This window comes from Methanosarcina mazei S-6 (assembly GCF_000970205.1).
Classification (GTDB): domain Archaea; phylum Halobacteriota; class Methanosarcinia; order Methanosarcinales; family Methanosarcinaceae; genus Methanosarcina; species Methanosarcina mazei.
On the sequence record NZ_CP009512.1, the window covers coordinates 642223 to 655199 of the forward strand.

Genomic DNA, 12977 nt, shown 5'->3' on the forward strand with positions numbered 1-12977 from the left:
AAAGTGTTATTTCAGGCTTAAAGGCGTTTCCACCACTTCTTTGAGGCTTTTTGCTCTTCTATCTGCTTTAATCCTTCAGATGAATATTTCTGCTGCAGCCTGTATCTTCTGTTTTCTTCGTTAAGCCGGGAAACTTCTTCTTCTTTACTTACGAGCGTTCTTTTAAGCTGTTTTACCAGCTCGTCTTTTTCCATCAGCTCTTCTGCGAGTTTTTCTTCCCCTTTATATTCCGAGATCTGCTTTTCGAGCTTTTTTACTCTTTCTCCGCTCGTTGCAAGCATGGATTCCAGTGTATTTATCTTTCTCTCTTTAGCGGTCAGTTTTTCCTCAATTCTCTTCATTTCCCCGCTCTTTGTGATTACCTCGTCAGCAAGAGTTTTAATGTCCCTGTCCCTCACTGAAATGCTTTCTTCAAGCTTTTCCACAGCTCTTTCTTTTTCAAGGAATTTTTCATGAATGACTTTTATTTCTTCTATTTTTGCCCTGAGTGACTCCTCAAGGTTACTTTTCTCCTGTTCTTTTTCATCAAGCCTGGACTCAAGTTCTTCTATTCCTTTATTCCTGTCTGAAATAGTCTCACTCAGTTCCTGAATTCTTGAGCCTTTTTCCTGAATATCCTTTTCATAAACGGTTATGGCTTCTTCCCTTTCATTCAGCCGGGATTTTAGTTCTTCAAGAACACTGCTTTTTTGAGCGATCCTGCTTTCGAGTCCATTTATTGCTTCCTCTTTTTTAATGAGCTGACCTTCCAGGTCTTTTACAGCTTCGTCCCTTTTAGCAAGGCAATTCCGAAGGTTTCCTATTTCTTCTTCCTTTTCAATTCTTTCCTGTTCGAATTTCCCGATTTTATCTGCCTTTTCAGAAGTAAGTCTGTCAATTTCTTTGATCTCTATTTCTTTCTCTTTAATCTTTTCTTCAAAGTCTTTTATGATTTCCTGTGAGCTCGACAGGGATTTCTCAAGAATATTCACGTTTCCTGTTTTTGCTTCGAGCCCTTCTTTCAGGGTGGCAATCTCCCTGTCCCTGCCTGCAACCTGTTCTTCAAGTTCTTCAATTCTCTGCAGGCTTTCCGAAAGCTTTGTTTCCAGGCTGTTTAGCTCGGAATCCTTTTTTAAAAGCTGGATATTAAGGGCATTTATAAACTCTCCCTTTTCTCTTCCTTCTTTTTCTGTAAGAAGGACGAGCTGCCCCCTCGTGTTTTCGCAGATTTCAGCCCAGTCGAGAATAGAGGCTATTGATGTTATCCTCTTAAATACGGTTTCTCCTGTTTTGCAGCCGTAGACTTCACTGGCAATATACCCTTCAACGGTGTTCAGGTCAAGGTTTGTATCTCCCAGCCTTGAGCCTGTCGCATTTCCTTTTTTTGCCTTTCCACCATTTTTTTGAAGGAAATTAACTGTCTCGTAAAATGCTCTCCATGGGAGAAAAGGCTGATTTTTCAGGTTGTCAACATAGATTCCGTCATTTTCGGCTCGGGCTTCAAAAAACTGCTTCCCGCTCATAAGCGGAATCTTTGCCGGATTTCCTTTCTTATCAAACTGGTTTTTTATTCTTGAGATAACAGGATCTTCCATGCATGAGCCTCTTTAAAGTAGTGTCTGAAGTATAATGAACACGACATTTTATAAAAGTTATGTGACTTTCAGGGCATTTTTAAAGTTAGCCAGTTGCATTTTTCAGAAGAAGCTCTCCTGCCTTTTGAAAGATCCATTATTCAATCTGAAGTTCAATCTGACAGGCGCAAAACACGGCAGTTATGGAAATATATAAATATTTTTTAGGCGCGGGCAGAACTACATTCTTACTTTTCCACTATCGTACAAAATGGATACATTTATTAAAGATTATTTTATTGATAACAGATCAAATATGTCCTGAGAAATCGAGTATCTGCTCAGATTTTTTCCTTTTCGTTATACTTGCTTTTTGCCTGCAAAAAAGAGTATTCAGATGGTTTAGAAAATTTGATTCATAAATACGAAAACTATTATAATTAATTGAGTTTCAGCCGGAAAATACGTGATTAAACGTGATTAAGTTAGATCGGATAATCCGGCTATTTAATCATATATCTCCTATTTGCCTGTTTATTATCAAAAGTTGCCTATCTATAGTTGCCTGTCTATAGCATGACATTTATGTCTATTTAATGAGGCAGTTGTCTCTTATATTGGGGGACCTGTCTCTAGTAAATATTGAGTAACTACTTTCTGGAGGGTTGAACTTCTCTCGAGAACCTCAGTAATACTTCACATACCGTGAGAGTTTTCATAAAATACAGGGGTTTATCCAGAGTTTGCATCAATACGCGGTAAAATATTATAGATGCCCTGACCTGTGACAAAAGAAATAAAATTTCACTATATTCTGGTTTTTTCTTAGTTTTACTCCCCATGGTTTTCAGAATGTAGTATTCTCTATTTATTTAGTATGTTTAACTAAGTGGGGCACTAGATATCGTTTATATAAATATATCTGAAAACTGCCAAAACTAAAAGAAAGTATGTAAATACTAGTTCTTTACAAATAAATCATGTAGTTATAGAAAAATATTTAATGAAGAATTTTTTATCTTCAGATGAAAAAAAATCAATAGATCGGGAGGACAAACTTTGAAAATAAGGGTTGTGAGTTCTAGAGAAGAAATATTTACATTGAATCCCAACGAAAGAATAGTTCACCTGGCATTCAGGCCTTCAAACAAAGATATTTTCTCTTTGGTTGAGAACTGCCCGAAGATTGAGGTAATACAGCTTCCTAAATCTTACAGGCGCACGGTGTCGAAGTCCATAGAGATGTTCCTTGAAATGCAGCGCATTCAGCTCATAGAAGGAGATGTCTGGGGACACAGAAAAGACATAAACGAATATTATCGCATTCCTTCCTCTATAATTGAGGAGATAAGGGAATTGAAGGTTGAAGGCAAATCCACTGAGGCTATTGAAGAAAAAGTCTCAAGGGAGAGCAAACTTAACCCCGAAATGGTTGCTTACATCCTCAGAAAGGATGTCAGTGCCTGAGCCTCAAAAGTTTATTTTAAGGCTCCCATTTCATTTTTCTTTTAATTTTTATTGCTTTGTAATTTTATTATTTTTTCATTTTGTGTTACTTTTTAAGTGCAACCTCATAACGCTTTATTACTTTTAAATTTTTATTATCACTTTATTTTTACTACTTTTTATTTTTAATTACTTTTTTATTCTTGTTGGCATCAGTTTTATAATACTTCTTTTTTAAACCCCCTGTTATGGTGAATATTTAATTTCCCTAATCTTGAAAAAGTAACAGTTTACTGGAAGGAAAAAAGCTTAAGATCTGAAGTATTCAGAAAGGATTAAAGTATTCAGGGAGGACCAAAGTATTCAAGGAGGACTGAATGTGGTAGTTACAGATGTGCTTTCTGTACTGGATATTCCCGCAATCTACAGTTTTTTCCGAGGTAGATTAAGTCGAATATGGTGGAGTTCGTGATCTGAAAATGCTGTATCTGTGGATAAATAAAATTGTGTGATTCTGAGAACGAATGAGTGGTCCAAGTTAATGGATAAAAGAATTGTATGATAAATCTTTTTTACCTTTTTCTAAAGGAGACTGCCCTGAAAGAAAACCTCCATTCTATAAACAACTAAAATCCCAGAAACTAAACCGGAATTCCAAAAACCGATTATAAATTTGAATATCAAATTTCAGTCCTTTTCTACCCAGTTACCTTCAGAATTCTTTTCATATTTCTTTTTAACCGCACTCCAGGCAACCCTGTGTGCCGTTTCTTCCCTTGAAGAATCCCTTTTTCTTTCCGAAGGGTCTTTATATTCTTCCCACGCACTGTTATAAGCTTCTCTATAAATATCCTGGCCGTGCCCGGGCAGATTATCTTTCACACTGTCTGGAAGTTCAGAATTATTTTTATATGGTATTTGTTTCTCCGGCATTTGTTTCCCCCATTTTCTGCAGGAGACTATTTTTTAAAAACATTCTTGCGGTTCTGCGGTCATTTTTATTACTTAATTGAGCATGGGATGCGGTCAGGACTATTAACAGGTCCCTTAGAGCATCAGGTTATGATGAAACAATCAAAAAAAAGTATTTGATAGGGTTTGACAAAATTTGATAGGGCTTCACAAAAATAGTAAGAAGAAACCCAGAGGCACTGTATCCTTGCCGTATCCCCCAATACAGTCTCCAAATCAATATATGCTCCCCCAAGCATGTGGATTTGAAGAAGGATCAGCGACCCCCAGGTGATTCTTTATGTGGTAGATTGTACCCCTCTACTTCCCAACTCCAATCTATAATAAATAACATAAATTATTTTAAATTAATTATATCAAAAATCATCCCCTCGAATAATATTTCTTAATACTGAAAATTTCAAAGCAAACGGCCTGGATATGTACTCTGGCAATCTCAGTCACTCAATCAGGGATACAGAATTAATAAATCAATTTAAGCTGGAGACCGGATGACATAAGGCCTGCACGCTGCTGTCTATCCAGTCCCCAGTAAGAGACTCACCAGCTTTTTTCGCATTTGAACTCAGAAAGAAGCTTCTTTGTTCATGATATAAGCGACCATCCCGGGGTTAAGCTTGCTTTCCCGTGCAATTTTTTTCTCAATCTCCTCAGCAGCTTTTCCTTCATTTTTCATTTCCTTGATTTTTTCAATCACTGAGGACGGAATTGCATAATATTCGTTTATGTCCTTTCTGTGTCCCCAGACGTCCCCTTCTATGAGCTGAACCCTCTGCATCTGAAGGAACATTTCTATGGACTTTGAGACAGTAGCCATATACGATTTTGGTAACTGAATTACCTCAATCTTCGGACAGGTTTCAACCAGTCCAAAGATATCTTTGTTGGACGGCCTGAATGCCAGGTGAACAAGTCGCTCATTCGGATTAAGTGTAAAGATTTCTTCTCTTGAACTTACTACTCGTATTCTCATATTTTTCCCCCACTGTCAGGTTCTTTTTTGATTGTTCTTTGATATAAAGTACATACACTTATTATAAATAGTTATCTCATTAAGCTAATATTATTTAGATAGTATTCCTGGGAGATCATCCATATTATATTTGTTTAATTGATATTTGAAGTCAAAAGCAGGTATTAGAGACTATTTAGTATTATTTCCCTTTTATTCTCCTCTCGATTTCTATTCTTTTTCATGCTATAATTTTTTCCCACAACTGATAAATTTATTTTGATCAATACTTCTTTCAGCTTCAGATTTTCATCAGGCTTTCCTGTCCATTCAGGCTGAGGAAAAACAATCTCAGGGTCAGGCACGAAAATAAAAAAGAATGGTTTAAAATGTTAGTTTTTTAAAATTGATAGTTTTAAAATCGATAGCCTTGAAACCTATATAATGAGTTATTCTCTTTTTAAGCCTGAAAAAATGAGTAAATTCCAATTTTCAGACCTGACTAAAAAGCAGGCCTGGAAAATCTATATTCTTTTTCTGGAACCCGGCTGCGTTCTTATGTCCTCCACCGCCATACTGCTGAGCAATTTTGGCACAATCGGGTGAGTCCGGATTTCCCGAGTCAGACCTCAGGCTGAATACTATCATGTCCTCTACAGCCTGCCACATTACGGCAATATCATATTCAGGCTTCCTGTATATAAATTCTCCAAGTTCGGAAATATTCCCTGTGGTGTTAACAAGCCTAGCTTTCCAGTTATGAAAAGTATAATCCACTCCCCGGTCAAATGCTTTCTGAAGCTTGTAATTCTGGGATTCCAGGAGTAATTCACCAATTGATATCATTCTGTTTACGGTTTCTTTATATCCGGAACCGAGAAGCATGTCCCATAATGGGTCATCAGGGGTTTTTACCATCAGACTGAAGCCTGCACTGAAAGCTCTGGTCTCAGGGTATTCAAACCTCCACATGTCCTTATCCCCGATATAGGCGACAGCTTCAGGAGGTGAAACATGATCTGGATGCGTGTACTCCCATGTAAGTACACAGGCTGCCTTTTCAATGGACCTTATTCCAGGAATGCTTTCCGAAGTCCACAGGTCCGGAAATTTCTCCATAGCTGTCCTGTGGTGATCTATCCATATCAGCTTGGACCCGCAAACCTCTGCGAATTCTTCCATTTTATCGCTTGTGAAGTCAAGAAGCCATACCTTTTCTGCTGCCCTTATTTCTTCCTCATTCCATGACTCTTTACCGTAATTTATAGCAACGAACTTTATGGCAAATTCATTCCGGTCATAGATATTTCCAGCCACTGCAGCCGAACAGCATCCGTCATTATCATCATGGTAATAAATTAAAACGGTACATTTGTTATCGGTTATTTTTATTCCCCCTTGTTTTACAGTATGTCCTCAATATATCGTATTTTCTATTGCTGTTTTATTCCATAATACTATTTTCTAACCTTTCGAGCTGAAAAAAGCTATATCATAACCGTTCAAACTACTCGGGGAAGGAAAAACATTACTCTCATTACTGATAAAGATATTGAGCAAGCGGAGAATCCTGTACAGTTTTAAATTTCAGGTTTGTAGATTTTAAATTTCAGATTTGAAGATGCTGATTAGGATCTGCAGATGTGAGGTGCGAATTTTATCTTAGAGACGGTTAAAAATAAAAGCAGGCGCGCAAACAATGATGCCGTTTTAAGAACGGAAGGTAATATGCTGATTAAGGATTCGTGCCGGCTTTCCGGAGAGTTGATGCAAGCGTTTTCTTCCGGAAACAATGAATGATAAGAAAATGTATAATTAAATGAGATCACTCATCAAGTCGAGTATTAAATGAGATCACTCCTCACATCTTAAACGAGATCACCAATCAAGTAATGAGCCCGGTAGGAAGTCTGACTTAACCTCATTTTTGAAATCGGCTCAATAAGAAATATGGAATGGATTCCTGTTGCAGGCGCTTTTACAGCTCCGGAATCCTTTCAAATATAGTTTATAAATAAACTGGTCTCAATAAATGTTTAAAAATATTGTTTGTTTAATCCTGCATAATTTCAGGGACTTCATAGGTAGCCAGGTAGTCCGGCCTCGAGTAGATTGACTCAGCCCAGGAAACAACTCCTTCTATCTCAGTAAACGATACAGGGCGATACTCTGTAGCCTCCATTGAGATATTTATTGTTTTCCTTTCGCGGTCCACAAAGGGGTGCTTTTGAAGATCGTGGCTGTAATTGTGTGCGTGGATTATCCAGCCGTCAAAATCTTCCGGAGCATCTGCAGGGTTATGTACAAGGCAGAAGTGCCTGCCGCCAATGTCTACATTCACATAATCCAGCAGGAATTCTATTTCGTCAGAGAAATCATAGTCTCCTTTTATAAATACAATATTTCCTGACAGACGTTTTAACCAGTAATCTATGTTTTTTGCGCTTTCTCCATAAGATATGTCGCCCAGGAAATAAACGATATCGTCAGAGCAAACGGTATCGTTCCAGTTCCTGAGCAACAATTTATTCATTTCTTCCACGTTCATAAATGGGCGATTGTTGCGCCTTATAATGTTGTTATATCCGAGGTATAGATCTGCTGCCACGTAGACTTCGGATTGACACATACAGAGATCACCAGATATATAATGATTTTTAATTATAAATAAAGATTTCATAATAAATTCCAGAATAAATATACAAACTTGAACTGTTTTGTCAAAACTGTACATAAGCCAGAATTCTGTTAGTGGATGGAATGAATGCAAATTAATCCCTATAGAGCTGTAATTCAAAAACCGGGGTCGGATAAAAATCATATTTTTATTAACAGGATTTTTTTAATTCTATTGTGTTCTCAACTCTAAATATAAGTTTATTTTTTAAGTTCAGCTGGTTTTTTCAATTATTTCATTAAAAATAGACTTTAAAATGTATGAAATAAAAAAAGAAAAGAGCCTCGGGAGGGATTTGAACCTGGACCTTGTCAGTCTCAGGGACAAAGTAAATCAAAAAAATTAGAAATAAGCCTCAATTTATAATTTAAGACTCAATTTTCCTTCTTTTAACTCCAAATTTATTTTATTTTTTCCAGTTGAAATAACGGTGGGAAACTGGGAAATCGTCTCATTCTGTTTTTTCTCTTAAATTTACCATATTTTTTGAATTTATCCAAAAAATAAGGAAAAATTGTTATGTCTGTGTTAATTAGCAGTCTTGACCTTCCCTGGCAACCTGATCCATGAACCCATGGTTTCGTCCCACTCGGGAGGATTGAACGTTGTGTGCCCACTGTCATGATAAAAAGTCAGTTCACCAAAATAGATTTTCTCGCCGACTACATAAAGATCAACACGTACATGCGGTATTCCTGCGGAGAGATTTTTTGCAATAGTCAGCATTTCTTTCAGGACAACCGGTTTCTCAACTTTTGTCTCAGGTGATGTTGGATACAGGATCGACATTGGGACATATTCCCACGAGGGAGTGTAAATATTCCTTTGATGATTATCCGTGAACCTGTTGAAATCCACATGAATCAGTTTCGGCACACCATCGAAACAAAATATTTTGTAATCCTTCAATTCATACCCGGACTCATCTACAATGTATTTCTGGGCGATAACACGCGGTTTTACATCTTTATATGGCCATTCACGTCCCGAATAATAATAATTACGGTGAAGGGCTGCATTTAGTTTTTTAATTGCCTTATTCCGGGAAAATGTTTCTTTATCTGTACAGATCACGCAACATCCTGAGTCATGAGTGGGTTTAAGAACAAATTGATCCGGCAGTTTATCAAACTCGATATCATCTGCACTATCCCATATTCCCAGTAGAGGTATCAAATACTTTTTACCAATTTTTTTGGATACGTATTGATAGACTTCATACTTGTCCACCATTTGCGAATAGACGGGATCTCTATCATATAATTTAAGCCACTGGAGTTTTTCATTATATGTAACCGGATTGTCCAGATCAAGTTTTTTGCCGTGGCGGGCTTTAAAATCAATTTCTAAAAGTGTTTTGTCCGGCAACCATTTTAACAATCCATAATAATTCATGGCAGAAATAATCATCAGTGGATGTGTCATCGATTTTTTAGCATACTTGATAAATTCATGCTTTTTCATATCATTCCACTCCTTAAATGGAGGGTCATTTCGGTGTCTTTAGACTTTCCAAGATACTTAATTTAGGCATCACACGTATATAGATTACGGCCATTAAATTTCTAAAAAATCATATGTGGGGGTGAACTCATAAAATATCTTCCTGAAATTATTAACCTCCCTCTTAATCGCGAACATATCCCAAATTTTAATAAGTACAAATGAACTCGGCAGCAAGAAACTCGAATTAATTCTTGATGCATAAACTATTGACGGTCCATTGAAGGGCAGTATTCGGAGCTTAAACTGCAACCTTGATTTCTGAAAAACTTCTGCTTAAAGTTTCTACAAGATATAGATGAACTCTAATAATGAAAATACTGAATTAAGTGACAACAGATTAAAATATCAATATTTTTAAATATCTGTTTTGATATAAACAATATATGGGCCTGGAAAATAGGTGATACTTAAGTGAAAAACGGGGAAACTAATACCTTTTAAGGGCTTGACAAGAGATTTTTTGAGAATCTATCTGGAATAGAGGCGACATAATGAAGGGAGGCGAAAAAATAAAAGAATTTTGTAATATTTGCGGTCGGGAACTGATGGAGGACGTGCTGGTAGTGGATACCAGCCAGGACATGAAACCAATAAAATTCCAGGACGTTCACGGGGATAAGTCCGATCTGATATGTATAGAGTGTGCAGCTGACTCGGTTGAGAATCCACCCTTCTTATGTTCGAGATGCGGTCAGCCGGTAGAATTCGGTGAGCACTTCTATATGTTAAGGATGGGAATCGTAAAGCCGGGCTGTCTCAAAGTGGACTTTAAAGAGGTATCCCCCGACGATAAGTGTATATGTCTTACGTGCTTTGAAGAGTTTATGAACCCTGAAGCTGAAGAAGAGGGAGACTGAACAGGCATCTCTAAACTTTGTTCCCTGGTTCACCCTTATTTTTAATACTCAGGCAAATCAGGGTTAAGTTCGAGATCTTCTGGGCATGAAAATGCAGAACTTAAAAATCAGTTCTGTTTATTTACTTTTTTCTTTTTTTTATTTCTATTAATTGACTTCTTCTTTTTATTTTTATTAATTGACTTCTTCTTTTTATTTTTATTAATTGACTTCTTCTTTTTATTTTTATTAATTGACTTCTTCTTTTTATTTTTATTAATTGACTTCTTCTTCTTCTTCTTCTTTTTAGTTTTATTAAACTTTTTCTTCTTTTCAGCCCTCTTGGTTGGTTTTTCTTTCCCTACTCTTTTTTAGCTTTTTTTCTTCTTTTCTTTTTCCCAGCCCTGTTGTTTTCTCTGTCCTTTATTTTTTATATTTACAGGTTAACCTTATTCATAGAAAGAAGGCAGGAAACCCCTAAGTCTTTAGCTTAGGGAGTAATGCCGTTAACTTCCCGCTTTTACACTTCCTTCAAGTATATAATCTATTGGCATTAATACATGAATGTGGATAGAACGATTAAACTTAAACTCAGTGTTTCTGAGGAAGATAAAGAATACCTCAAAAAAACCATTACTCTTTTTAACACTGTGTTTAACGAAGTCGCTAAATATGGCTTTGAACACAAAACCCACAGCAAGGTATCTATCCATCACGCTACCTATAAAGACATCCGAGAAAAGTATCCAGAACTCCCTTCTTCTCTTGTTCAAGGTGCAAGAGACATCGCGTGTGAGGCTCTTAAAGGAGTTGAACTTAAACTCCTTCCAGTAGCCAAACCATTCTCTTCCATTAGATATAATCAGAGGGTAATTACCTATTACCTGCAATACGGGAGAGTGAGCATTGCTACTATTAATGGAAGAGTTAAAGCGACTTTCAATATTCCTGGATATTATCAAGAGTATGTTAATTGGGAAGTCAGAAGTTCTACTTTGAAATATGATGCCATTAAAGGTGCTTTTTTTCTGCATGTAATTTTCAGAACAGAATCTCCTGAACCATCTGGAAATAAAGTTCTCGGAATTGATAGAGGTATCGTGAATATTGCAGTTTGCTCTAACAATGTTTTCTTTAATGGAAATCAGATTAAAAATGTTAGAGGCAAATATGCACATCTCCGTAAACAATTGCAGTCCAAAGGCACTAAGTCGGCTAAACGTCTTCTTCGGAAGATCAGTCGAAAAGAAAGACGGTTCGTGACTGATACTAATCACTGCATCTCGAAAACCATTGTTAATATGCCCTTTGACATCTTTGCACTCGAAGATCTGACAAGCATTAGAGTTCAGAACCGGAAGGGTAAAGCCTTCAACCGGAAGCTTAATTCTTGGGCTTTCTATCAGCTTGCTCAGTTCCTTGAGTACAAAGTGGAAACTCTTGGTAAGAGAGTTATCTATGTTGATCCTCGTTTCTCTTCTCAGAAATGCTCCAAATGTGGAGATATTCGGAAGAGTAACCGGAACGGTAGTTCTTACCATTGTAGAGATTGTGGTTTTCAGATACATGCTGATCTTAATGCCGCTTTGAACATTGCTCAAGCAGGTATATCTTGCCTGAGTAGGGTTTCTGTCAATAACCCAAACGTAGCAACCATTTAACGGTTAGTTACAAGCCCCTGAGTCTTTAGCTCAGGGGTAATTGACTTCTCAATTCTACCGCACGAGTTCTGCACTAAAGGCCTGAGGAGCTTTTATATTTCAGGAAAACTCCAGAAAGTTCCGGGAACTGGCTAAAAAAAGGAAATAGAAAACGATCAGATTCAGAAACATTATAAAGAATCAGATGTTTATACCTGAATAGTTTTTGATTAATATACATGTTTCCGGTGTTCACAATATGGGTTTGGTTGACTTTTTTAAAAATAAAGTAAAACACTCTCAAAAATCCCCCAAATTGAATTATTCTACAAACGGCACTTCTATATCAATAGGTGAGTTTACAGGGGAATATCATCAGTCATCAAAAGGTAGGTTCATTTTAGCGTGGAAAAGTTCAGGTGACAACGGAAAATACATTTTGCTGGATCGAGGGAAGATAAAACTTCAGGCTAAGATGAGGCACCCTGATAATGGAATGGTTTCAAACTCGGGAGTGTTTATACTCAGCGACCTGACCTCCAAGGGCATGTATGGCGTATTCCACGTAATTAATTCTGATGGAGAAACTCTGATAAAACAAAGGTGCAGGGCAAATCTGGGTTCTGCCGGAATTTCAGATGATGGGCGTTTTGCTGTTTGTCAGGCTCTGGAAAGTACCAGCAAGTCGGATAGCTGCAAACTTTTTTTCTTTGATATAAAGAACAGAAAACTATTGTGGAAAAAAGTGCCTGAAACTATAGGAGCCGAGCTTAACTGGGCAAAAAGCTACCGTTTTGATACTAAAAGAAAAGCCCTGTATCTGATACACGATAAGAATAGGACTTACCGCTACACCTTCGAAGGGACTTTCCTTGATTCTAAACTATACTGGCATGACTGCATCAATTCTGGAAATGATATCGAATTTCTTGAAGCACTTAATGGGTTAAAATCAGAGCTCTCTGAAAGTACCGACCCTCAAGAGTATGTTGACCTTATAGTTCCTCTGGAAAAAGGATTGAAAAGGTTCTCTGACAGGGATACCAGGTCAAAAATCCACAGGGTTCTGGGGGAAATATCCCTTTTGCAGGGAAATAATGCAGAAGCGATAAAGCATTTTGAAACCGCATTGAAACTTAATCCCAGGGCGGGAGTGAAGAGGACACTCGAAAAATTAAAGAAAATTGGTTAATCTGACAGTGTTATATTGGAGTGTACGAACGAGAATTAAATTTCATTTTTTGAATTTATGAGATTTTTCCACTAAAAAATACTCTCGAAGTCTGATCCTTTAATATGAAAAACAAAAAAAGAAAAGAGCCTCGGGAGGGATTTGAACCTGCTTACTGCTATCGATTTGGGCTTCAGATATCAACTCGTATGTAGGGATTTGAT

General features: G+C 37.1%; 11 protein-coding genes. 4 read left to right on the forward strand and 7 right to left on the reverse strand.

The window, feature by feature from the left end:
* Positions 1-17: 17 nt before the first annotated feature.
* Positions 18-1574, reverse strand: a complete 1557-nt coding sequence (locus tag MSMAS_RS02800; RefSeq protein ID WP_048039701.1) for a chromosome segregation ATPase — start codon at positions 1572-1574, stop codon at positions 18-20.
* A 1038-nt stretch (positions 1575-2612) separates the two neighbouring features.
* On the opposite strand from MSMAS_RS02800, the gene MSMAS_RS02805 reads away from it, so the two are divergent.
* The gene (locus MSMAS_RS02805) at positions 2613-3020 is read left to right on the forward strand and encodes a DUF1699 family protein (RefSeq protein WP_011032724.1); all 408 of its coding nucleotides are present in this window, start codon (positions 2613-2615) and stop codon (positions 3018-3020) included.
* A gap of 666 nt (positions 3021-3686) precedes the next feature.
* On the opposite strand, the gene MSMAS_RS02810 is transcribed toward MSMAS_RS02805, so the two are convergent.
* From MSMAS_RS02810 to MSMAS_RS02830, 6 genes are all read right to left on the reverse strand, one after another.
* A complete protein-coding gene (locus MSMAS_RS02810; protein ID WP_011032723.1) occupies positions 3687-3932 on the reverse strand; it encodes a ChaB family protein in 246 nt (81 codons plus the stop codon).
* Positions 3933-4536: 604 nt separating this feature from the next.
* A complete protein-coding gene (locus MSMAS_RS02815) occupies positions 4537-4944 on the reverse strand; it encodes a DUF1699 family protein (RefSeq protein WP_011032722.1) in 408 nt (135 codons plus the stop codon).
* 164 nt (positions 4945-5108) lie between these two features.
* Positions 5109-5288: a hypothetical protein gene (locus MSMAS_RS18560; protein ID WP_054869727.1), complete on the reverse strand. Its 180-nt coding sequence runs from the start codon at positions 5286-5288 to the stop codon at positions 5109-5111.
* A gap of 127 nt (positions 5289-5415) precedes the next feature.
* On the reverse strand, positions 5416-6315 hold the full coding sequence (locus MSMAS_RS02820) for a DHH family phosphoesterase (RefSeq protein WP_327036118.1): 900 nt from the start codon (positions 6313-6315) through the stop codon (positions 5416-5418).
* Between the two features lie 661 nt (positions 6316-6976).
* Entirely contained in the window at positions 6977-7552 is a 576-nt protein-coding gene (locus MSMAS_RS02825) for a metallophosphoesterase family protein (protein WP_011032720.1), read from the reverse strand.
* A 576-nt stretch (positions 7553-8128) separates the two neighbouring features.
* On the reverse strand, positions 8129-9025 hold the full coding sequence (locus MSMAS_RS02830; protein ID WP_230633333.1) for an ATP-grasp fold amidoligase family protein: 897 nt from the start codon (positions 9023-9025) through the stop codon (positions 8129-8131).
* Between the two features lie 572 nt (positions 9026-9597).
* On the opposite strand from MSMAS_RS02830, the gene MSMAS_RS02835 reads away from it, so the two are divergent.
* The 3 genes from MSMAS_RS02835 to MSMAS_RS02845 all read left to right on the forward strand — a co-directional run bounded on the left by MSMAS_RS02835 (position 9598) and on the right by MSMAS_RS02845 (position 12774).
* Positions 9598-9963 carry a hypothetical protein gene (locus tag MSMAS_RS02835; protein ID WP_011032718.1) on the forward strand — a complete coding sequence of 122 codons (366 nt, stop codon included), beginning with the start codon at positions 9598-9600 and terminating at the stop codon, positions 9961-9963.
* Positions 9964-10502: 539 nt separating this feature from the next.
* Positions 10503-11603 (forward strand): RNA-guided endonuclease InsQ/TnpB family protein, encoded by a 1101-nt coding sequence (locus MSMAS_RS02840; protein WP_011032717.1) that lies wholly within the window; start codon positions 10503-10505, stop codon positions 11601-11603.
* 295 nt (positions 11604-11898) lie between these two features.
* Positions 11899-12774, forward strand: a complete 876-nt coding sequence (locus MSMAS_RS02845) for a tetratricopeptide repeat protein (RefSeq protein ID WP_230633334.1) — start codon at positions 11899-11901, stop codon at positions 12772-12774.
* Positions 12775-12977 lie beyond the last annotated feature (203 nt).